This is a genomic window from Halanaerobacter jeridensis (genome assembly GCF_016908315.1).
GTDB lineage: Bacteria > Bacillota > Halanaerobiia > Halobacteroidales > Halobacteroidaceae > Halanaerobacter > Halanaerobacter jeridensis.
In genome coordinates this window covers 17,292-41,081 of record NZ_JAFBDQ010000008.1, presented here as the reverse complement: position 1 = coordinate 41,081, position 23,790 = coordinate 17,292, and the positions used below count along the sequence as shown (strand labels likewise).

At 31.4% G+C, this 23,790-nt stretch carries 15 protein-coding genes; all 15 read left to right on the top strand.

What is annotated here, in order from left to right; translation table 11 throughout:
* Positions 1 to 65 precede the first annotated feature (65 nt).
* The 15 genes from JOC47_RS08875 (at position 66) to JOC47_RS08805 (ending at position 23,693) form a co-directional block, all read left to right on the top strand.
* Positions 66 to 3,098 carry an InlB B-repeat-containing protein gene (locus tag JOC47_RS08875; protein ID WP_204701721.1) on the top strand — a complete coding sequence of 1,011 codons (3,033 nt, stop codon included), beginning with the start codon at positions 66 to 68 and terminating at the stop codon, positions 3,096 to 3,098.
* 13 nt (positions 3,099 to 3,111) lie between these two features.
* On the top strand, positions 3,112 to 3,744 hold the full coding sequence (locus tag JOC47_RS08870) for a hypothetical protein (RefSeq protein ID WP_204701720.1): 633 nt from the start codon (positions 3,112 to 3,114) through the stop codon (positions 3,742 to 3,744).
* Between the two features lie 20 nt (positions 3,745 to 3,764).
* Positions 3,765 to 5,087 carry a TonB-dependent receptor gene (locus JOC47_RS08865; RefSeq protein ID WP_204701719.1) on the top strand — a complete coding sequence of 441 codons (1,323 nt, stop codon included), beginning with the start codon at positions 3,765 to 3,767 and terminating at the stop codon, positions 5,085 to 5,087.
* Positions 5,088 to 5,331: 244 nt separating this feature from the next.
* Positions 5,332 to 7,233: an LPS-assembly protein LptD gene (locus JOC47_RS08860; protein WP_204701718.1), complete on the top strand. Its 1,902-nt coding sequence runs from the start codon at positions 5,332 to 5,334 to the stop codon at positions 7,231 to 7,233.
* Positions 7,234 to 7,526: 293 nt separating this feature from the next.
* Positions 7,527 to 9,863, top strand: a complete 2,337-nt coding sequence (locus JOC47_RS08855) for a glycosyltransferase N-terminal domain-containing protein (protein WP_204701717.1) — start codon at positions 7,527 to 7,529, stop codon at positions 9,861 to 9,863.
* 109 nt (positions 9,864 to 9,972) lie between these two features.
* Entirely contained in the window at positions 9,973 to 10,992 is a 1,020-nt protein-coding gene (gene waaF, locus JOC47_RS08850) for a lipopolysaccharide heptosyltransferase II (protein ID WP_204701716.1), read from the top strand.
* 167 nt (positions 10,993 to 11,159) lie between these two features.
* Positions 11,160 to 12,101 carry a glycosyltransferase gene (locus JOC47_RS08845; protein WP_204701715.1) on the top strand — a complete coding sequence of 314 codons (942 nt, stop codon included), beginning with the start codon at positions 11,160 to 11,162 and terminating at the stop codon, positions 12,099 to 12,101.
* A 335-nt stretch (positions 12,102 to 12,436) separates the two neighbouring features.
* A complete protein-coding gene (locus JOC47_RS08840) occupies positions 12,437 to 13,291 on the top strand; it encodes a sulfotransferase family 2 domain-containing protein (RefSeq protein ID WP_204701714.1) in 855 nt (284 codons plus the stop codon).
* Positions 13,292 to 13,330: 39 nt separating this feature from the next.
* Entirely contained in the window at positions 13,331 to 14,260 is a 930-nt protein-coding gene (locus JOC47_RS08835) for a glycosyltransferase (RefSeq protein ID WP_204701713.1), read from the top strand.
* Between the two features lie 33 nt (positions 14,261 to 14,293).
* Complete coding sequence (locus JOC47_RS08830; RefSeq protein ID WP_204701712.1) at positions 14,294 to 15,121, top strand: lipopolysaccharide kinase InaA family protein; 828 nt, start codon at positions 14,294 to 14,296, stop codon at positions 15,119 to 15,121.
* 4 nt (positions 15,122 to 15,125) lie between these two features.
* Positions 15,126 to 16,223, top strand: a complete 1,098-nt coding sequence (locus tag JOC47_RS15730; RefSeq protein WP_204701711.1) for a glycosyltransferase — start codon at positions 15,126 to 15,128, stop codon at positions 16,221 to 16,223.
* Between the two features lie 236 nt (positions 16,224 to 16,459).
* Positions 16,460 to 17,596 carry a glycosyltransferase gene (locus JOC47_RS08820; RefSeq protein ID WP_204701710.1) on the top strand — a complete coding sequence of 379 codons (1,137 nt, stop codon included), beginning with the start codon at positions 16,460 to 16,462 and terminating at the stop codon, positions 17,594 to 17,596.
* A 96-nt stretch (positions 17,597 to 17,692) separates the two neighbouring features.
* Complete coding sequence (locus JOC47_RS08815; protein ID WP_204701709.1) at positions 17,693 to 18,871, top strand: O-antigen ligase family protein; 1,179 nt, start codon at positions 17,693 to 17,695, stop codon at positions 18,869 to 18,871.
* 383 nt (positions 18,872 to 19,254) lie between these two features.
* Positions 19,255 to 22,926: a peptidase associated/transthyretin-like domain-containing protein gene (locus JOC47_RS08810; protein WP_204701708.1), complete on the top strand. Its 3,672-nt coding sequence runs from the start codon at positions 19,255 to 19,257 to the stop codon at positions 22,924 to 22,926.
* A 236-nt stretch (positions 22,927 to 23,162) separates the two neighbouring features.
* Positions 23,163 to 23,693, top strand: coding sequence for a hypothetical protein (locus JOC47_RS08805; protein ID WP_204701707.1), 531 nt, complete (start codon positions 23,163 to 23,165; stop codon positions 23,691 to 23,693).
* Positions 23,694 to 23,790: the final 97 nt, after the last annotated feature.

Genomic DNA, 23,790 nt, shown 5'->3' with positions numbered 1-23,790 from the left:
ATTTAATGACGAAAGATATAAATAAGGGATAGATTAAAGTATCTTTTAATAAGGAGGAAAATTTGATGAAATTAAGTTGGCATAAATTTTCAGCCATTTTGATAGTGGTATTAAGTATAGTAGTCTTTTCAACTACGTTGAGTTTTGCAGCTACTTTAACTATTAATGAATTAAATGGTTCGGGAGATATTTCTGTAACTCCTGATAATAATGATGGTAATTATGAGTATACGAATGGAGAATCAGTGACAATAGAAGTTCTTCCGGATCCTGGTTATGAATTTTCTCATTGGGAAAATAATGATGGGGAGCAAGTAGAAACTGATAATCCCTATACATTTAATATGGAGTCAAATGATAAAGTTTTAGTAGCAGTATATTCTGAATATGATTTAACGAGGTCTACTGCTGGTGAAGGTAGTGGTAGTATCTCTGTTGATACTGACAATTATCCGCAAGTTGAAATAGAAGCCAATCCTGATGATGGTTTTGAATTTTCGGGCTGGAGTGGTGATATTTCAACTTCTAAGCAGAATCAAAATCCAGTCACAATAGATATGACAAGTGATAGAGCGATTACTGCTAATTTCAGCAAAGGAACGGTCAGTGATTTTGAAATTGGCCCGAGTTACATTGTATTTAATACTGGTGTTAGAGAATATGATTTTAGACCACAGGCGATATCTGAAGAAGGTGTCAGAGAAGATGTAACAATTGATTTTCAATTTAGTACTGATGCTTCTTATGTGTATATAGTTAATAAAGAGACGGGGGAATCGATAGTTCCTGGTGGAGTTAATGCTGGGAATAATAAAGATGGTGTGAATTATGAGACTGCTAACCGGAGGATAATCTTGAGTAATACAGGATTATTATCTAATCTGGAATTGGGGAAAACCTTTGAAATTAGATTAGGTGATCCTAATAACGGAACGGTATTAGCCGAATTTACTATTAAGGGAGCTTATGCCCGACCGAAGATGGATGTTAGTTTGAAAGGTCATCCACAATATGGGGTTTTGGAAGATGATAAAGTTTACTATTTAAGTGAGAAAGATGACTTGAATGTAGATATTAGAGCTAACTCTGATCTATCGAATCAGCAGATAGTTAATTCAGTAACTTCAACAGACCCTGGTTTCTTAGGGCGAGATGTTAGTTTGTCTTCATTTACCTGGGAGACCGTTAATGGTAGTAGCGATATTGATGATGTAGTTAACGGCAATTTAAGTGGTGACTGGAAGACAGATGATTATGGTGACAACAATAACTGGGAGATGGATCCAGCACCATTTATTAATCAAGTTAATAGCTTAGAGCAGGGGAATGAATTGCAGATAATTGCTGTGAGAATGAAAGCTTATGCTTTAGGTGCAATTAATTATACTGATAAAAGTTATTATTTTGCTATAGATCAATCTAAACCAGAAGTAACAAGTATAGAACCAGGAATAGCAACTGATGAATTAGAAGGAAAGAATTTGGATGAGCAGATTTCTTTAGTAGATAATAATAGTGCAGATAGTGCTGAACCTGAAATAACAGTTGGGTTTAATGAAGTTCTATCAGGGATAGATTCAAGTGATATTAATGCACGAGCAATTAAAGTAGATGACAGTAGACCACTCAATTTGATTGTGCAGGATTATGCTGAAGATTTTGACCGCAATTTCAACCAAGAGGTGGATCAAAAGTTGCGTGTGATTGATTATAATGAAAGCCTCAATGAAGCAACTTTATTTCCTTATGGGAATCTACAAGAAGGAAAGTATGTAGTGCGTCTAACTGTTAAAGATAGAGCAGGTAATGTTAATGACCAAATAGCTAATGATGATGGTGTGACTGGTTTTACATTTATGCTTAAGGTTAATCAAGATTCTCCAATCATTAATAATATTACACTGCGTGATAATAATGGTCAAGAGACTGGTAATATCATCAGTACTAGTGGAGGGCGCTTACAATTTGATACTCATAACGCGGAAGAATTGCGTTATCAAATTAGACGGCGTGATCAAACTGGTGAAACTTGGACTTATGTTTCTGAAACAGAAATGGACAAAAAGACGCAGTTTATTAATAGAACCTTTAATGATATTGGAGTAGCTTTAGAAGATGGGATGTATGAAGTGATTATGGTAGCAGATGATATTAAATTACAACAGGAAGTAATAACTGCTATTGAAGATATTAATACTACTTTAGGTACTGATATAGAAAGCGAAGTTGAAAATGCAATTAAAGAAAGTTTAAATGAACAGAGTTTACGTTTGAATGAGAATCGAACTGAAGTGCGGGCCTTTAGATTTGAAGTTGATGGTACGCCTCCTGATATTGGTGGAATTAAGTATGTGAATCCTGAGACTGGAGAAGCAGAAGATCCTAATGATGATGGTAGTTTTGGTATTTTATACACTGCTACCCCAACATTTCAGATTAAAATTAGTGATCGTTCACCTTTAGGAAATTTAGATATAGAAATAGATGATATTTTAGCAGGAGTAGTTAAACAACAGACTGAGACGGTCGAGGGAGAAGTAGTCAATACGATTCAATTTACTCCTAATACACCGTTAAGCGATGGAGTGCATAGTATTAAAATTGATGTTGAAGATAAATGGGGGAATCCTAAAGACGAAGGCGATGACCCATATGAAGAGGTATTTGAGAATATATTTGAAACGCAAAATGTAGCTAAAGGTATTACCTTTAATATTAGTGATGGTGATCGTTTGAGTGTCAAAGAAGCATCAGCTATTGAAATTACTTTACCGCAAGATCAGGCCTTAGATAAGAGCTCTTTGCAAGTTGAGGTTAATGGTAAATTAGTAATTGACGGTAAATCTAAAGCAGCGGGAGTGCAGGACTTTGAAGTGATTACCTTTAATGACTGGGATAAATTTATTTTATTCTCTATGTATCCCTTACCAGCTGGGAGAAATGAAATTTCTGTCACAGTTGATGATCAACGAGGTAATACTACAGGAAATAGTGTCACATTTACAGCTGACTTACCACGAGAAGGATTTGGTTTTGGAAGATTAGGCAAGTTCTTATTAGAGAAAGCTAAAAAATTAGAAGAGCAATCTAGTAACTAAGGAGGTAATTAAGTTGAAGCGGAGGTCAATTATAATAGTTACTTTATTAATAGTGACTCTGATGCTATCAGGATGTTTAGTCCAAGATGATTCTAAAACAATGATGGGCTCAGAGGAAAAATCTGATGTCAAAGAAAAAGCGCAAGAGATTACAAATGACTTTTTTAAATATAACACTTATGATTCAACAGCTGAGAATCAATATAGTGCCCAAGAATTAATTGATTTATTTAGTCAAAATCCATCTAATAATCCTTTAGAAATTATATCCATTAGTGGGGCGAGAACGACTAAAAAGCCGATGAGTCAATTAAAAGAAGAACTATACAATAAGGAAGCTTTATTTGAAGCTTTTGAGGCACAATTGAGTAATGATAAATTTGATTACACTAGTTATAAATTAACTTTTGATTATAAGACTATCTTTGTAGATGATGATATTCAAGAGTATACAGCTCACTATCGAGTACAATTTCAGGTGTTTGAAAGTATTAATGGAGAAAAGATATCTACTCCTGAGGGTGTACCAGATGGTGTAACAGATAATGGAGTCATTACTTTTGATTTAGTTAATGAAAACCGAGGATGGAAGATTGATAAAATGGTGATTGATTTTCAAGAGATAGGAAGTATAGAACTTAATTAAATCAATTAAGGAGTTAAAGCATGAAAAGAAAGTTAGCAATTATTATATTAAGCTTAATGTTCATAATCACTACTAGCAATCTAGCAAGAGCTAGTTATTATGATTTAAAGATGAATATTGGAGAGCATATTAGTGAAATTAGCAATCAACTTTTTTTAGAAGAACAAGGTCAATTTCACGGTTATGATTTTCAAACAGAGCTAGAAATAAATAAAGATTATCGTTTTTTATCAGGGAAGAGTTATGCCCAAGATTGGGAGTTTAATGATTATTTTTTACGTTTTACTAAGGACAATACTAAGCTAGAATTAGGAGAAACTGAAGCTGACAGTGTATCTACTTTTCTGTCAGCTGATTCTTTGTTGGGGGTATCTTTTAAACAGGATAACTATAATTTGTGGTATGGTGAAAATGCCAACGAAGACCTTAATTTTGGCGGTCAAAGTAATGGCTTAGAGCGGATAGGATTTAGCTATGATGGGGTCAGAAGGAAATATAGTTATCATTATGAAGAGGATATAGTTCAAGACCGGCACTATTTTTCTTATCAAGATGGTTATAAGATTAAAAATCTTGATTTGGTAGTAGATACTGCTTTAGCTGCTACGGAAGAAGAAGTTGGTTCAGCAGTTAGCTTAGATTTATCTTCTTGGTACCGTGGGATTAGCTTGAGAGGAACAGCTAATTATTATGCTCCGGAGTGGCAGGAGATTGAGCAAGATATTTTTGCTAGTGGAGAATATGATTTTTCACTACAGGCCTATAAAAAATTAAGCAGTCGTTATATTTTAGAAACAGGTCTGGATTATAGTAGAGATAATTTAGATGACAGTCAATCATTTACTAGCCGCAATTGGAGTATTAACAATACTGTTAGTTATTTTTCTCCTAGTTATAATGTGTATCAACTAGGAGTCGATTATCAAGTTAATAATTATGGTTCTAATCTTATTAAATTAAGTTTGAATGGAGAGCTTAAAGACCTAACGGTTGATTTGAACTATGAGCAGCAAGAAGAGCAGCAAGTCTATTTAGAGTTAGATTATGAGCAACCACAATATAGTTATTATTTTAATTATCGTCTTGATGAAAATAATGGAGAGTGGCAGCATGATGCTGAAGCAGAGGCTGAATACAGCGCTCAATTAACTGAAAAGTGGGAATCTCATTCTATAGTTAATCTATCTTATCTCTATGATGATTATTGGCTTAATGTCACTCAGGGTTTAGATTATGACCTCTCGTCACAACAGACAGTGGAAGGGAAATTAAGTTTAAACCACTATTTTGGCAGTGATGAAATTACTCCTAAATTTATCTTTAGTTATAGATATCGATTTTAAGTAATATTTTCTTCTTTAAAGTTAAGCCGAGGTTTTATATAATAAGAACAGTAACTAGTAAAAAGTGATAGTGATCAGTGATGAGTAAAGAGAAAAAACAGAAACAAAAAAGAAGTAGCAAGAAAGGCAGTGAAGAGAAAAAACAGAAACCAAAAAGAAGTAAACAGTAAAAATTAAAAAAAGATAAAAGCAGTGATGAGTGACCAATAATGAGTAAAGAAAAAATAGAGAGGTCAGGTTAATAATGAAAAAAGCAATTATATTTTATATTATATTAATAATTTTCATTTCTACTCCTTTAGCAGGGGCTGCTGAAGGACAGGCTTTTACTATTAATGCTGATGGCTATGTTGTTTTTGATGAGGCTAATAACTTGATTAAAGCTCAAGACAATGTAGTAATTAAATTTGGTACAGATGAAATTAGGGCGGATAAAGTAGTAGCTAATGTTTCTAAGCAAGAGATTGAAGCAGTAGGCAATGTAGTCTTAATCCAAGCTGAACAGATTTTAGAAGGTTCTAAATTACAATACAATTATCAGACTCAAGAAGGTAAATTTTATGATGCCGCTTCTGAAAATGAAGGGATGTATTTTAGTGGGGAAGTAATCAATATTCAAGATGAGCAGTTACTGATTGAAGGTAGTGGGATTACTGCTTGTCAATATGATGACCCGCATTATGAAATTAAAGCGGAAGAGATTGAAGTAACTACCGAGGGCAAGATTATTGCAACTGGAGTTGAACTATGGGTTAAAGGTAATAAGTTAATGCCTTTACCGAAGTATGTAACCCATACTGATAAAGATGAACGAAAAAAATATGCAGTACCAGAACCTGAAATAGGTTACAATAATGATGATAGTTTATATTTAGAAGTTGATTATGATCATTACATCAATGAAGATTTAGAAGGTCATATTTTTGCTAAGGTAGCCCGAGAAAGTACTGATGTTTTAGAGTTAGATTATCTTTATCAACCAAACTCAGATTTTGAATTAGATAGCTATCTTGATTATAATCGGAAGTTTGGGTTAGGTGGGAATATTGTCTTAAATAATCAATTTGGGAGTACGAAGAGTCGTTTAGAACTACAATCATTTTTTGAAGAAGATGAAGATGATGCAGACTATAAAGAAGAGTCAACACGAGCCAGTTGGGATTTAAAACGTCAAGGCCCAGATTTATCTCTAAGACTGCGTAGAGATGCAGATGATATTGACCAGAAGATGGATAAAAAATTAATAATTACTGATGAAATGGGAGATTATTATTGGCGAGTACAGGGTAGTGAAGATAGTGAAGAGAATTATAAACCAGAAGTGTGGTTAGGTACTAAAAATCGTAAAGTAGTTGGAAATACCAAACTATCTACTAACCTAAAAGTTGGTCAGATTTATGAGCCAGAAACTAATGTAGAGACAATTAGAAAACAGTTCAATCTACACTTAGATAATAATCAAATTGAATTGTCTGATGGTCTAGATTTATATTGGCATAGTAAGTATAGTATTGCCGACTATGATACAGAAGATCAATATCAGACTTATGATTTTAATCTAGGTTCTAAGCAAGATTTCTGGGGCGCAGATTTGAATTTAGATTATCATTATTTTAATACTGCTGGAGAGACACCGTTTACTTTTGATCAATTGACTGACCCGGAATTAGGAGAGCGACATTATATTTCTGCTCGTCTAAGAGATGAATGGCAGGCTAATGAAGATTTAGCTGTGGGTTGGGAGTTAAGAGGTAATAAAAGCTATTATGAATTAGAGCAAGATTATCATAACTTCGGAATGGTATTAAGCAGTGATTATCAGATTAATGAATATCATAATTTAGAAGCTGCTTATCGCTATCAAATTAAAGGAGATAGTGATAATGGAGTAGCACCAATTGAAAGAGATGAAACTGAGTGGCAAAATGAGTTAAGATTGACTTATAAATTTGTAACTGAACAAAAAGAGTTCCCTTATTGGGATGTAGAGATTAATACTTTATATGATTTTGCAGCTCAAGAGGATGAAGATGCGCTAGAAGAACTGGAATTAGATTTCACACGGCAGTTTGATTGTTTCAATGTTAATATCGGCTTTGATTTACCGGAACAAGGAATAGATTTTGGGGTAGACCTTAAGTATTAGTAAGAATAGTAAAGAGTAAGAAGTAAAGAGTAAGAAGATAAAAGAGAAAGAAAAAATAGTAAGAAAGACAAGGGCTAGAATAATAGAGAGTTTAAAGGCAGTAGAAATTTTCTACTGCCTTTTTTTGCTTTTTAGCTCCTCTCTCAAAGATCAAAGCTCGTAGCTCATAGCTCGATGGGCTTTAGCCCATTTCGTTAGTATTGACTTTAAACTTGGCTGAAAATAATATATAATAAAAATTAATATGGTAAACGTAATTGTGAGAAATTTAATTAATAAAGGGGTATAAAATTGTGAAGAAAGTAGTTTACTTATTATACAATCTAATATTAACTGTAGTAGCGTTATTATATTTACCGGTATTAATTTATAAAATTTTATTTGGTGATGAAGAGTGGCGGGGGTTGAAAGAAAGATTTGGTTGGCTGCCGGAGGTTATCCAAGCTACTTTTCAAGATCAGCCTACTGTATGGATTCATGGAGCTTCGGTAGGAGAAGCTGGAGCAGCGAGTCCTTTAGTGACGGAACTGCGTCGTGAATTTCCGGAGCATAAATTTTTGTTTTCAACGATGACTGCTACTGGTCAAGAAATGGCAGCAAAGATAATTGATGAAGCAGATGAGTTTATTTATTTTCCTTTAGACTTACCGCAGGTAGTTAAACGAGTTTTTTATCAGATTAATCCGGAGTTAATAGTGATTATGGAAACTGAGCTGTGGCCGAATTTTATTAAACAGGCGCATCGTCAAGGGGCTAAAGTAATGATTGCTAGTGGTAGAATCAGTGATGATAGTATTAAACACTATCGTTATTTAGGTCCGGTCTTAGATGATCTATTATCTAAAGTTGATTACTTTAGTATGCAGTCTGAATTAGATAAAGAACGAATTATTGAATTGGGAGCCCCTGAAGATAAAGTAGAGAATAATGGGAATACTAAATTTGATCAAGATTATGGTACGACTAGTCAAGCAGCAAAGGATAAATTGTATCAAGAGTATAAATTAGATCCTCAACAGCCGATAGTAGTCTTAGGTAGTACTCATGATAATGAAGAAGAACAATTGTTGTCCTTGTATACAGAATTGAAAGAAAAGTGGCCTGATTTAGTATTGATAGTGGCACCGCGTTATGTAGAGCGGGCTGATGAATTGCAGGAGTTATATCAAGAGCAGGGGATAGAGACTATTAAACGTAGTGAAATTGATAGTAGAGACCCTGAGCAAGAGTCTGTAATTATTGTTGATACTATTGGTGAGTTGGCTCAGTTATATGGTTTAGCTGATTTAGTGTTTGTAGGAGGCAGTTTAATAGAGCGTGGGGGACATAATGTCTTAGAACCTGCTGCGCAGGGTAAATTAGTATTTTTTGGCCCGCATATGTTTAATTTTAAAGATAGTACGGCCTTGTTATTTGATCATGAGGTGGGAATTCAAGTTGATGATGCTGAAGAGTTGACTGCAGAGATGAATTATTATCTGAACAATAGAGAAGAATTACAGTCTAAAAATGAAGCAGCGGTAGCGATGATTGAGAAGAATCAAGGAGCAGCGCAAGAGAATGCTGCTTTAGCAGGCTCATTAATCAAAGAACAGCATATTTTATGTGTGCGTCTGAGTGCGATTGGTGATATGATTCATGCTCTACCAATAGCTAGTGCACTACGTAAAGCTTATCCGCAGGCAGAGATCAGTTGGATAGTGCAAAGCCTAGCTTATGATTTAGTGGAGGATAATCCGAATTTAGATAATGTTATTTTACTGCCTAAAGAAGAATGGCGAGCAGATTTTAAAGATGCTAAATGGGAGACTTTAAAGCACGGTAAAGAGTTTTTTGATGATCTAAAGGAAGAGTATGATTTTGATGTGGCTTTGGATGTGCATGGGTTGTTCAAGAGCGGCTTAACTACCTATTTAAGTGGAGCTCAGCGGAGAATTGGCCCGGCTAATGGTCGTGAAGGAAGTACACTATTCTATAATCAGCAGGTGACAATGCCTGATGAAGAAGTACATCAAATTGAGCGTAATTTGCATTTGGCCCAAGCATTAGGAGCTGAAGTTGAAGAGGTTGAATTTGATATAGAACTGCCGGAGGCAGTACAAGAAGAAGTTAGTGAACTATTAGAAGATTTAGAGATAGAAGAGAGAGAAAAATTAATAGCGATTAATCCTTTCACTACCTGGGAAGCAAAGAATTGGTTAGAAGAGCGTTATGCTAAATTGGCTGATAGATTAATCACAGATTTAGATTGTACAGTATTGTTTACAGGTGGTCCTGGAGATAAAAGTGGAGTAAGTGAGATTATTGAAATGATGGACGAAGAAGCCTATAATCTAGCCGGAGAAACTAATTTAAAAGAGTTAGCTGAACTGTATACCAGAGTGGACATGTTTGTAGGAGGAGATACTGGTCCAATGCATTTAGCAGTAGCCCAAGGGACACAATCTATTGTGCTAATGGGGCCAACTAATCCTCAGACCCATGGTCCTTATGGTGAGCAGCATATTGTGATTCAGCCTGATATAGAGTGTAAGAATTGTTGGGAGCGAGAATGCCCGCGGGAGAATCATTTATGTATGGAACGAATAACGGTACGTCAAGTATATCAAATTATTAAAAAACAACAATAATAATAATCACATGATTATTATTATTGTTGTAGAGATTTGGCACCGCCAAATCTACTGTTCTGATTTAATGTAGGTACTGTTAGATTTGTTTTATAGAAAGGATGATTGTATGGAAGATGAGGTAAAAAATGCCGATCGCATAGTAGTGATAGATCTATTATATCTCGGTGATTTGATTTTTGCGACACCGTTTATTAAGAATTTGCGTGATAAATATCCTGAGGCGAGAATTGATTTTGTAGCTAATGCTAATTTTGTATCAATTATCGAAGATAATCCGTACTTAGACAATGTATACGGCTATAATAAGAAGTGGAGTATCTTAGAGAGCTGGAACTTTGCGCGGTCTTTAAGTGGCAATAACTATGATTTAGGGCTGAATATTCATGGTAATTGGCGGACTGCGCTGCTGATGAAGGTGATTGGCCCGGATTATAGTGTGGGCTTTGGAGATAAAGGGCGGGGACTTTTTCTTGATCAGGAATTACCTCGCTTAGATGAGGCTCATATGGTAGAAGTTTATCGTCAGTTTTTAAGAGACTTAGGTTTTTTGGAACTGCCTGAATCTGAATTAGAGTTAAAAGTAAAAGAAAGTGCAGCAGACAATGTGGAAGAATTATTAGCTAGTTATAATTTAAATCCAAAGCAAAACATAATTGCTTTAAATACAGGTGGTAGTTGGCAGACTAAGCGCTGGCCGAAAGAAAAATTTGCAGCATTAGCTGATAAATTAATTAAAAAGGAAGCAGGAGAAGTAATCTTTACTGGTGGTCCAAGTGATATAGAGCGGGTTGATGAAATTAGAGAACTGATGGGAGAAGATGTAGTTAGCCTAGCAGGAGAGACTACTTTAGAGGAGTTAACTGCTTTGGCAGATAAAATTGATGTGATGGTCAGTGGTGATAGTGGTCCAGTACATGTGACGGCTGCAGTAGGAACACCTACGATTACTTTATTTGGCCCGTCAAATGAGAAAAAATATCATCCTTATGGTGAAGAACATCAAATTATTACTCATGATATTGAATGTCGCCCTTGTGGGGAACATGAGTGTCCATTAGAACATCACGATTGTTTGGAGAAGGTTAAAGTTAATAAAGTATTTAATGCGATAACCAAAAATAGATAATAATATAATTTTCTCGAGTTAAGAGCTCGAGATTTTTATTTATAGATAATTTTGGGCATTCCTTTTAATTTTAAAGCAAATAAGATATAATAATTTTCGTAAATACTTAGAAAATTGAATTATTTTTTGTAAAAAAATAAAAGAATTATTGAAAGGAGAAAATTCATATGAAAGTTGTTTTAGTTTGTAATGGGGATATTCCACCTGAAAAATATGGTGGTACTCAACGAGTAGTTGCTTGGCTAGCTAAAGGACTTTTGCATTTCGGACATAAAGTTTATATAATTAATGATGGAAAGTGTTCTTTAGAAGATAATAATTTAGAAATTATAAATGTTAAAGAAGGAATCAATAATTTAAGAAAAGCTGGGAAAGAAAAAGAAATATTCAAGTATTTGCCTGATGATTTTGATATAGTTCATTTTCATTTTAACCCTAAAGAAGAGCCTGACTTTCCTTATGTAGTTACTTTTCATTGGTTAGGTAAAGCTCGTGATAGTTATGATGAAACTATTTTACCAAATACTATTTTTGCAAGTCAAAAGCATGCTGAAGTTAATGGTAGAAAAGAATTTGTTTATCATGGTTTGGATCCGGATGAGTTTTTGTATCAAAAGTTTAAAGAAGGGAATTATTTATTCCTATCTAAAGTAAGTTATCCAGCTAAAAATGTTAAAACTGCGATTAAATTGGCTAAAGATATGAAATTTGAATTAGATATAGCTGGTGGGTGGAGACTTAGTTTATCTAGATATTTGCATTATAAAGGAATGGTCGGTGGATTAAAGAAAAAGAAGTTACTTTGTAATAGTAAAGCATTAATTTTCCCAACTTTATGTGAAGAACCGTTTGGATTAGTTACAATAGAAGCTTTAGTGAGTGGTACTCCAGTTATTACTAGTCAAAATGGGGCTATGCCTGAAATTGTAACTGAAGATGTAGGGTTTAGATGTGATAGTTATGAAGAATATAAAGCAGCAGTTAATAATATAGACCAAATTGATGCAGATGCTTGTCGGCAAAGGGTTTTAAATAATTTCACACATGTTCATATGGCAGAAGGATATTTGAAAAAGTATCAAAATGTAATAGATACAGGCACAATCTAAAGAAAATATATGCTTTAGATAAAGAAGCAATTGTTTTTGCAAATTGGAATAAAGATGCTAAATTTAATAAATTTTTTCCTAAACCAATGTACCGTTTTTATCGTGAAATTTTGCTAAGTAATATTTCTGAAGATTCTAAACGTTGGTGTGAGAAAACTCCTAAAAATGTACTTCATTTTGGTAAAATTATAGATTTTTTCGATAAAGAATTTAAATTAATACATATTATTCGTGATTGTAGAGCAATTTGAAGAGATTGTGGGCGAACATATGAAAAATATTATGATTGTAATTAGGATGAATAATAAGTAAATTGTTTTATAGGAGATGATAGTTTGAAATCTAAAGATTTATTAATGTTTATTCATATTGAGAAATCAGCAGGAACTTCTTTTAAATCTATTTTAATTAATAATTATTTTTTGTCATTTCTTAATTTAACAGCGTGGCATTATTGGACCAATAAAGATGATAATGTTTTAACTCCAAAAGAAGTTAAAACGATTTTGAAAATTTTTCCTTACACTAAAGCTATGTCAAGTCATGGGCTCAGACCAAAATTTGGTTATGAGGAAGTGCTTGATAGAAATATTAATTATGTAACTCTTCTACGTGACCCAGTTGAAAGATATATGTCACAATATTATTTTCAGAAAAATATGATGGGGATAGACTGGGATTTTGAATCATTTTTAGAAGAAAATTATTTTAATAATTTTATGGTTAAAAAGTTAGTTGGGGAAAATAATTTAAAAAGGGCTAAAGAAGTTATTGACCAATTCTTTTTTATAGGCTTTGTAGAACAATTTGATAAATCACTTATTCTATTAAAAAATAAAATGAATAATTCATTTAATATTAATTATGAGAAAATACGAGTTAATTCTAATAGAAAACATGATAAATATGCTGACGGACTAACTGCTGAACAATTAGATGCTGTTAAAGAAAATAATAAATTAGATATGAAATTATATAATCATGCTTATAATAATTTTAGAGAAGAGATAAATAAGATTGCTAATATAAATAAAAGAGAAAGCAAATTTAAAAATGAGAATCAAGATTACCAATTCCCTAGTCTAAAGATGAAAGCTTTTAAAATGTATAGAAAAATTTATTATAGAAATATAGAAAAACTTATAAATAGATTTTATCATGGGGCACCTACTAAGGGAGTTAAGAATTAGTAGAGTGGATATTTTAATTATTGCAGAGGGGTGTAAAATATGAAGATAAGTGGATTTTCAATGGTTAGAAATGCAACTAAATTATACTATCCAATTAAGGAAGCAATTGAATCTGTTTTGCCTATTTGTGATGAATTTGTAGTAGCAGTAGGTAAGGGTGATGAGGATGATTATACCCGAGAAAGAATTGAAAGTATAGATAGTGATAAGATTAAAATAATTGATACAGAGTGGGATATCGAAAGTCAAAGAAATGGAGTTATCCATGCTGAACAAACTAACTTAGCTTTAGAACACTGTACAGGTGATTGGTGTTTTTATATTCAGGCCGACGAGATAGTACATGAAAAGTATTTGCCAATAATTAAAGATAGATGTATTGAATTAGCAGATGATGATGAAGTGGAGGCTTTAGTATTTGATTATCGGCACTTTTGGGGAGATTATCGACACTATCAGATTAGTCATGGCTGGTATAAACGGGAAGTTAGAGTGATAAAAAACAATTGCAACATTAGGTCTAATAATAGTGCTCAAGGATTTAGAAAGAAAAATGGAGAAAAACCAAAAGCTGCTCATGCTAATGCAGAAATATTCCATTATGGTTGGGTACGTCCTCCACGGTATATGGAGAAGAAACGCAAAGCGTTTCATACTATTCATTGGGGCAAAGATAAAGCAGAGGAATTTCATGACGGAGAGCCTGAAGAATTTGATTATGGACCATTAAATAGATTGCCAGTTTATAATGGTACTCATCCTGATGTGATGAAAGAGTGGATTAATAATATGGATTGGGAAGATAAGTTGAAGTATAGTGGGAAAACTGACCCCTCTCAAGCTAAACACGAAGATCAAAAATTAAAAAATAAAATCTTAACTTATATTGAGCAAAAAATAGAGAAAAAATTTGGAGGTAAGGTATATTTAAGTGCTCATAGGAATTATGAATTATTGGGAACTAAATAATGGGTTATTATAAGTTAAGAGGTGAACTCAATTATGAAAAAAAAAGATATTGACCAAGAAATAAATTATATTAAGGCTAATCAATCAGAACACAGCTTTTTTTGGCTTAATGATAAATATGGAGTAGAGAAACTAAAAAAAATAGTTGAGAATATAAATTCTTATTTAAATACTGGAACAAAAATATATAATGAACGAAATTTATTAGTTCATATTGAAAGTGATATTGCCTCATCTAATTCAGATTTAGTAATTAAAAAATTTAAATTGAATAGAAAATATGACAAATTAAGATTTTGTTTTCTTGATTCTAAGGCTGTTAGATCTTTGAGAATGGCATTGGCACTACAAAAAATTGATATAAAAACTCCTGAACCTGTAGCTGTAGTTGAAAAAAGAGGAAAATTCAATCAAATTATTTATAGTTATTTTATTACAAAGTACCTTGATTATGATTATAATTTATTGGATATTGTTCGTGATGAACAGCACCCTATGCGTAAAAAAGTTAAGAATTTGGTACCTCATATAGCTAGGGATGTCAGAAAAATGCATGATGCTGGTATAATTCATAATGACTTACATGCAGGAAATATTTTGGTAGAGGATATAAATTCAGAGGAGCCACAATTGTATTATATTGACCTTAACCGAGCTAGAATTAAAGGTGAACTTGATGATAAAGAACGGATAAAGGACTTAGCTAGACTTAAATTTACTAATGAAGAACAAAGGATTTTTATGAAGGAATATGCTCCAAATAATTATAATGAATTTTTAGATGAGATGAAGGAGCAGAGAAGAAGAAGAGTTAAATTTATGGAATTCAAGAATAAATTGAAATCATTTTTCAGGAGTTGATAAAGTGAATATATTACAAATTAATTCTTCTAAGACCTGGGCTGGTGGTGAGGCTCATCTTAAGGACTTAGTTGATGGGTTAAAAAATAAAGGCCATAGTGTTACCGTAGCAGTTAAAGAAGATATAGCAGCTAGATTTAAGGATAGTGCAACTCAAATAGAAGTTTTACCCCTTAAAAATGCAATAGATTTATATTCTGCGTATCAATTAAGCCAGGTTATAAAACAACAGGATATAGATATAATTCATGCTCATAGTGGAGTAGATTATTGGATAGCTGCTTTCGCTAGATATTTAGCCCAAAAAGGTAAAATTGTAGCAACAAGACATATTCTAGTTTCATTAGGAACTAGTTTTTTTCATGAAAAATTATATAGAAGTTTTGATCAATTCATAGCAGTTTCGAATCGAGTTCAGGAGAAGTTAAATAATACTCATTCTTTTCTGGTGAATAAAAATGAAGTAATACATAATGGAATTAATATTAGCAAATTTTCTGGTCAAGATTATAATCAAGAGATAACTGAATTAAAAAAAGAATTTTCATTAACTGATGAATTAGTAATTGGTATGGTAGGTACATTATGTTCTAGGAAAAATCAAAAATTATTAATAAAAATAGCTAATCAATTCCAAGAAAAAAAGGTTAAATTTTTAATTGTAGGAGAAGATTTTAGTGATGATAATAATTATAAACAAGAATTACAGACAATGATTAAAGATTTAAATTTGGAGGAAAAAGTCATTTTAGCTGGATTTAGAAAAGATATACCCCAGTTAATGAATCTATTTGATATTTTAGCTGTCCCTTCCAGACGTGAAGCATTTGGATTAGTTGCTGTAGAAGGGATGGCAGCAAAGAATGCTGTAGTAGCTAGTAATGTTGATGGATTAGCAGAAATCATTGAAGATCAGTCAAGTGGATTATTAGTAGAATCTGATAATAAAGATGGATGGATAAAAGCTTTTGATAAATTAATTAATGATAAAGACTTAAGAAATAGATTAAGTAATAATGCTTATCAAAGGGCTGAAAATAAATTTAGTTTAGCAACAATGGTTAATAAGACTGAAAAAATATATTTTAATTTGATAAATTAGAGATTAAGAAGGGTTATATTTTATTTTATTTTTTGCAAAGAGAATTATTTTGATACAACTATAGGGGTAAATATATTAAATTTTTTGCAGGAAAGGATGACTGGAAGGTAATTTTAAAATGATTAATTTAAACTTGCAATTAATATTAAAGTAAAAAATAAAAGAAAAAATTATAATAAATTATTAGATAGGGTATAATTAAGTTTTGGAATTATATTATACAAGGAGGTCATATCTTGCAAATAGCTTATGTTTATGGTAGTAAGTGGCCTAGTGAAGGTCCAGCAGGTAGCTTTTGTACATTTACTTGCCATGGTTTAGCAAATAATACTAATGAAAATATTTATCTATTTGCCTCTAAAAACACTGATAAGGATATTAATGAAGTGTTAAAAAATTATTATTTTCTCGAACCATTATCTAATTTAAAGATTAAATTAGTTGATGATTCAGCAATGATAGGAAGGGTTACTAAATTTTATATAAAAGCCTTCAATAAAATTAGGAAATTAATTAAAAAAAACAAAATAGATGCTGTTATTACTAGAAAAACAGGATTTTTGCCATATATGTATTTTTTGAAAAAAATATATGGGGTTAAAATTTTTTTTGAAACACATGATTTTTATTTAGATATGAATAGACGTGATGAAGATGATAGAAAAAAGAAGGAATTATTTGAAAAGATTTTTTTACCAAAAGTAGATGGGATTATTACTCATCAAATTAATTTAAGAAATTTATATAAAGAATACTTGCCTCAGCAAAATTATTGTGTTGCCAGAACAGGGATTAGAGAAGTTATAAAAGTTGATAATTCATTTGAAAATGAGTATTTAGGATATATTGGTTCGTTGAAAAAGCGTAAAAAAATTAGTGATATTTTATATGCTTTAGCAAGAGTAAAAAATGAGGATTTAAAACTATTGATTGTTGGTGGGCGAAATAATAAGAGAGTTGATGAAATTTTATCTTTAGCCCAAGATTTAGGAATAAGAGACAGAGTAAAAGTAACAGGTTGGGTTAGTCGTAAAAAAGTTGAAAAGTATTTAAAAATGATGAAAATTGGAATGGTTCCTTTAGCTGATAGCTTTTTTAATCGTTATTTAACTTCTCCAATGAAAATATTCAATTATTTTTCGCATGGTATTCCAGTAATAGGTACTGATTTACCAACTATAAGAGAAATAGTTACTGACAAATGTGGATTATTTTATGAGCATGATAGAATTGATCAATTAGTTTATGCAATTAATAAGCTTGATTCTTCTGAAGAAGTTTATAATAAATTTTCAAATAATGTTGTTGAAAGAGCTAAAGAATTATTATGGGATGAAAGAGGTAAGAAAATACTTGACTTTATAAATTCTTAAAAATATGGTTTAATTTTCAGGAAAATTTAAAGAAATCATTAAATAATTAATAGTAAGAAAATATAAAAGTATTATATGAAATTGAGGGGTAATATAATGATAAAACAATTAGATGATTTTTTTGATTTTGTAATTTTAAGTGGTTTTTTTATTTATATATTAGGAAATATTATTTCATTGGCTGTAATGAATATTGGCTTAGGTATTTCATTATTAGGATGGATTATTAAAAAAGTAAGAAATAAAGATTTTAATATACCTAATACCCCTTATAATATATATATATTATTATTTATGGGGGCTTTAGTATTTTCATTATTTGATACTTTAAATTTGTCTAATAGTTTGGATTATCTCCAGCGATTTATAATTCCGATTTTAATTTTTTATATTATAGTAGATTTAAAACCTAGTAATAGAATTATTAAATTTTTATTAGGTTTATTATTTGTATTATTAATTGGTTCCAGTTTTTATGGATTATGGCAATTTAATCTTGGGATAAAAAGAGTAAACTCTGTATTTTTTGTATTAGAATTTGCTACTTTAAATACTTTTTTAATTATTTATACTTTTTTATATACTATTTGGGGAAATTTGAATTATAAATATAGAGTTTTATTAGGAATAAATAATGTTTTATTAATAGTGGTACTTATTTTTACTCAAACTAGAGGTGCCTGGATAAGTTTGATGTTGAGTTTAGCAATAATTTTCTTGTTGAAAAGTAAAGAAAGTTTAATTTGGTTTTTAATATTTATAGTGATATTTTTTAGTTTAGCCCCTTTTTTAGTACCTGAGGTTTATATTGATCGTTTTATTAGCATTTTTGATTTAGAAAATAATAAAAGTAATTTAACGAGATTAAACTTGTGGGAAGGTGCAGTGAAAATTTATCATGATTATTGGATTAATGGTATTGGCCTAAACAATTTTAAAGAAGTAATTACAAGAGATAAATACTACAGTAAACCAATGGTTTCTACTGCTCATGCTCATAATAATTTTTTACAGTTAGCAGCAGAAACTGGGACTTTAGGTTTAGTTACATTTATTATGTTATTTTTTATGATAATTAAAAAATTATATTTTTATTATCACAAATTTGTTAATAAAAATCTTAAGATTTATTTTATTGCTACTTTAGGAATAGTTATTAGCTATTTAGGTCATGGATTAACTGAATATACTCTTGAAGATAGAATTTCAAGTAGATTATTATGGTTTATTATAGGTATTTCAATGGTGATAGTTATTAATAATGATAGAGACTAATTAAAAAAATATTCTTTTAATAATGAAAGTTATCAAGAGCTCAAGTCTGTCGTATTTTTGTCGAATACAACAGATTTGAGCTCTTTTTTTGTATTTAAACCGAGATTATTATCAATTAACTTAGATAAGCTAGAGTATGCTTAATTATTTAATCAAATTTATCTTGACATATTCTTCAAAACCCCTTATTATATTTAGTGAGAGATTTACATTTTAAGGAAAAAGATTACTTTTTAAAGCAAAATAGTAAGATTGTTGGATTGCTTTAAAAAGTTAAAAGAAAATAACTTGAGAAAGGGGGACAGAATTAAGTAATTTTTAGAATAGTTAAATTGTTGTGTAAGAGTATTAATTTTAAAAACTTATAGGGGGTTAATAAGAGTATGAATTCGATTTGGACTAAGAGGCAAAGCAAAATATTAGTTGTACTAACTTTGATTGTTAGTTTAGTAGGACTAGTAGGATGTAGTGATGATGATAGTGGACCAAAGAAGTTTAATGTTGCAGGAACTGTTGTTAGCAATGATGGTCAGGCATTAGCAGGAATTACAGTTACAGTAGAAGGTGGAGATACAAAGACTAATACTGATACTGATGGTAACTGGGCTTTAACTAAAGTTAAAAAAGGAAAAGTGATTAAAGCTGTTAATACTGATGATTATACTTTTGAAGGTAGCCATACAGTAAATGCTAATAAAACAGATATTCAGTTTAAAGCTAATGAAAATAAAGGTACAGACGATAATAATAATGAAGATGGTGAAAATGACGGTTTAACTGTTGAAATTGTTGACTCTACAACTATTAAAGTAAAGTCTAGTGATAATGAGGTAGAAGAAATTATTCTTGAGAAAGAATTAGAACTAGGAGAAAACGAAGTAACATTCGAATATAATGGTAAAAGCTATACTAAGACTGTAAATTATAAAGATCCAGGAGTAGAAAGTGTAGAGTTGATAGATTATAGAAACTTAAAAGTTACTTATAATACTATAGTAGATCATGCTACAGCTAGTGAATTAGACAATTACTACATCAATATCAATGAAGGAAATGCTGCTTATAATTCTATCGATGCTATTGATTTAGGTGCTAGTAATAGATTGTCTGAATTGAGCCAATCTACAATCATTACCACTGAAGTTAATGATATAGATGGTAGAACTGTAGTAGATATTTATTTCCCTGAAGATGCAAGATTTACAAATAAAAAAGATCAATCTACTGATGACGACGATGAAAGAACTTTAGAAGTACAATATGCAGGTAATCAAATAGAGAATAAATTCTTAATCAAAGGTGAAACTATTGAAGTAGCAGTTAGAAACGTAGCTACTAAAAATGGTAAGTTATCTATAGATACAACTGTACATGAAGTTTATATTAAAGATGAAGATCACCCTACATGTAAATCTATGTTCGTAACTGGTGATTATAATACTGATAATTTAGGCAAAGTAATTAATTTTGATGGTGCAGTAGACAGAGTTATTCCAACTAGTGAACATGCAGGAAATAATGTAGCACTTAAATTTGATGAGCCAGTATTTGATAGTCATGATTTACAATATAAAGAAGATGAAGATAAAGTTATCAGAGTGTGGGTTAATGGTGAAGAGATTGCTTCTTCCTCTGGACTTGATAGCGAAGGCGAAGAATTAGCTAGTTCTTTAGCAGATGTAATGAAATTTAACATGAGTGCAGCTGATAATTATGAAAAGTCTTCTAAAGCTATTGTTAAAATTAAAGATCTTTTAGCAGCATATGCGACTAAAACAAATCAAGACTTAAATGCAGTATATAAGATAGGAGAAAGTCATACAGTAAAAGTTTCTGGAATTAGAGATTTAGCCGGGAACGTTATGGTAAAGGACATGGAAGTTGAATTTACAGTTAATTTAGTAGATGACGAAGAGATACCTGATGATGGAGAAACTCAGCCAGAAATTAATCATGATACATTACCTCCAATGGTAAAAGAAATTAAGCAGGTAGCAGATAATATCTTCCGAATTAAATTTGTGACTGGTGAAGATGAAACTTATCAAGGTGATGAAACACCTGGTCAACCTTTAGCAAATGTTACAGCTCGCTTTATTATAGACGGTGGAGAAGAGGATGAAGGTACAATTGAGCGTAATGTGCCGCTTTCTAATGAACAAGGTTATTCTTATGTTCAAGTACCAGCAGTTGATGAACAAACAACAACAGACGATGTTCTTTGTTATAGAAACAATGAGTCAATTTATCGGGATATTACAATTGCTAATCCGTGGCGTGTAGGAGAAGCTGATATTGATGATGATGGTACTCAAGAAGAAGATATTTATCTTCACGAAGGTGAAAATAAATTAATTGATAACTTTGTAATTAAAAAAGATGTAATGTCTCCAATCCATGACGAGTTTGGTAGCGATAGTAGTTATTATCCAGGCCGTGATGTAGTAGATACAGAAGAAGAAGCAAATTCTGAAGGAACTAAAGAAGATAGAACAATTGTTTTTGAAGTAAAGGATAGAGTTCCAGATAATATACCTAATAATGCTCACTTCAAAAATCCAGTAGTACCTGTTAAGTATAAATATAATGCTGCTGAAAAAGAGATCATTGAAAATGAGACAGTAGCACTTAATGATGAAAGTGGAATGTATTTACCTATTACAGTATCTTGTAAAAAAGTAGATGATGAACAAGGAATCGTTCGTAAAGATGTTCTGCTTAATAAAAGTACAGTTGATAATACATCAGAAAATTCTAAATCTGTTCAATTTATAGCTTATCAAGATGGAGATGGAATTAATCGTTATAAAGTAAAATTAGACCTGACAGGATATGATGATTTATTAGATAATAAAGGTCGGTTAGTGGATAATGCAACTTATACAGTAAAAGTACCAAAAGGTTTCTTTGCTGATGCTCCACAAGATGATGTATTTGACCTAAATGATAATGATACAGGAGATTATGGAGATTATGTTGGTGAAGGAAGTATAGATGCTACTCCAACAGATATAATCTTTGAAGGTAATAACTATCAAGAAACATTTAATCAAGATGTAGGATTTGAAGATCCAATCTTTGTAGCTGATGCCTTAGAAAAATTAGATAATTCACGTGCAACAGTTTATGAAAGAGATACTTCAACTTATAGTAGCGTGTATGATGTTTTATATGTAACAGATGAAAAAGATAAGGACTTAGAAAGTGAATTTTATGGTCATACATCTGAAAGATTCACATTTAATTTTATAACTCCTAAAGATTATATTGATGGAACTGATGGAACTGACGGTTATACTCCTGATGATGACATTGATTATAATCCAGAAGATGAAGTACCACAGACTACAAAGCGATTAGTTAACTACAATGAAGAATTGAATGAAATTCTAGTTAGATTTACTGGTGGCGTTGACCCTGCTACATTAAGAGATCCAAATAACTATACTATTGATGGTAATACTCTTGCAGAATTGGGTCTAGATAGTGCAGATATTGAATACGGATTACAAGAAATCGGTAGTGAGTTTGACTCTGAAGAAGATGAAGGAAGCGACCAACAATTCTCTATGGCAGTCTTTGAAGTACCAGAAGGAACTATATCAGAAGATGGTGTAAGTGCTGAGGTCACAATTAAAGGTATATCTAATAACTTCGGTGGAACAATGACTCCACTAACAACTGAATTAGAGTTACTAGATAATACACAACCTAGACCTACATGTACTTTAACAGCTACTGATGAAATCAAATTAACATTTAAAGAACCTGTTGAATATAGAGACGGAGCAGGTCAACTAAGTGCTGCTGATAACTTTGTTGTTTATTATGAAGCCGCACCTTATCCAGCAATGAAAGCAATTATTGATGAAGAAAATGATAGACGCACTTTAACAATTACATTTAGTTCTGTAATTAATGCAGATGTTGATCAAATAGATACAAGTAAACTATCTGTAAAAGTTAAGCCAGATGAAAATGATTCAATTCTAGTAATAGACGATGCAACTTTAAGAAACCCTGTTAAAGTTGGAGAATATCCTGTTACTAAGTAACACAAAAGGATAATGCAGTTAGACTGCATAATAGAATAATCTAGTATAAAAAGCCGGTGGGGATTTTCCCTTGCCGGCTTTTTATGCTAATGAAGTTTAATTATTCCAATGAAAAGCTTGTTTTTTGTAGCAAAAAGTTATATTATTACTAAAAAAGCAATGATAAATATAAAAATTAAAGATTAAGATATTTTTGGATAATCAGTAACCATAAGATATCATGAGGGGTGATAGTTGTGTTAGATTTTATAACTAATCTATTTAAAGATAATGGAAATGAGATTAGTAACGAGTTAACTCAAGAATTATTAGAGCTAATCAGCCAAGCTAAAGTAAATAACAAACTCAAAAGTTTATTGGCTACAGCAGACCATGACTGTTCAGAAGAAGAAATAAACACTTTAATATTAATCTGCCAATTATTTAGTTATCGCCTAGTAATTAGAAGTAACGATATTCCACTTAGTTTTTCATTATTAGAAAGTACATATGATCAATTAGTACAAGAGTTGAAAGAGTTAGATGAGATGAAAGTAAAGAAAGATACGGAACAGATTAAAGAAAAAGTAGAAAAGTTAGTAGAAGTCTATAAGTCTTCTGAGCAACAGCGAAAGATAGTCAAAGTAGAAGAAGCTGTTAAGGTACTGATAGAAGATGTTTCTACTCCAATGGAGAATAAAAATTTGAAAAATGAAATAAAAGATATAATCTGCCACTATATAACTTTGATTCAAGATTTTTTCACCTCTAAAACTTCTAATCTATAAAATGATTTTTATTCCATTGAAAAAGAACTCATATATGATATAATTAAAGCGGAAATTGCAATTATTATTCTTTATCTATAGGGGGTTCTACCAATCG

Bases quoted from the DNA above. Each gene is read 5' to 3' on its own strand.
- JOC47_RS08875 (WP_204701721.1), top strand. From the start codon at position 66: ATGAAATTAAGTTGGCATAAATTTTCAGCCATTTTGATAGTGGTATTA.
- JOC47_RS08865 (WP_204701719.1), top strand. From the start codon at position 3,765: ATGAAAAGAAAGTTAGCAATTATTATATTAAGCTTAATGTTCATAATC.
- JOC47_RS08860 (WP_204701718.1), top strand. From the start codon at position 5,332: ATGAAAAAAGCAATTATATTTTATATTATATTAATAATTTTCATTTCT.
- waaF (WP_204701716.1), top strand. From the start codon at position 9,973: ATGGAAGATGAGGTAAAAAATGCCGATCGCATAGTAGTGATAGATCTA.
- JOC47_RS08845 (WP_204701715.1), top strand. From the start codon at position 11,160: ATGAAAGTTGTTTTAGTTTGTAATGGGGATATTCCACCTGAAAAATAT.
- JOC47_RS08835 (WP_204701713.1), top strand. From the start codon at position 13,331: ATGAAGATAAGTGGATTTTCAATGGTTAGAAATGCAACTAAATTATAC.
- JOC47_RS08830 (WP_204701712.1), top strand. From the start codon at position 14,294: ATGAAAAAAAAAGATATTGACCAAGAAATAAATTATATTAAGGCTAAT.
- JOC47_RS08815 (WP_204701709.1), top strand. From the start codon at position 17,693: ATGATAAAACAATTAGATGATTTTTTTGATTTTGTAATTTTAAGTGGT.
- JOC47_RS08810 (WP_204701708.1), top strand. From the start codon at position 19,255: ATGAATTCGATTTGGACTAAGAGGCAAAGCAAAATATTAGTTGTACTA.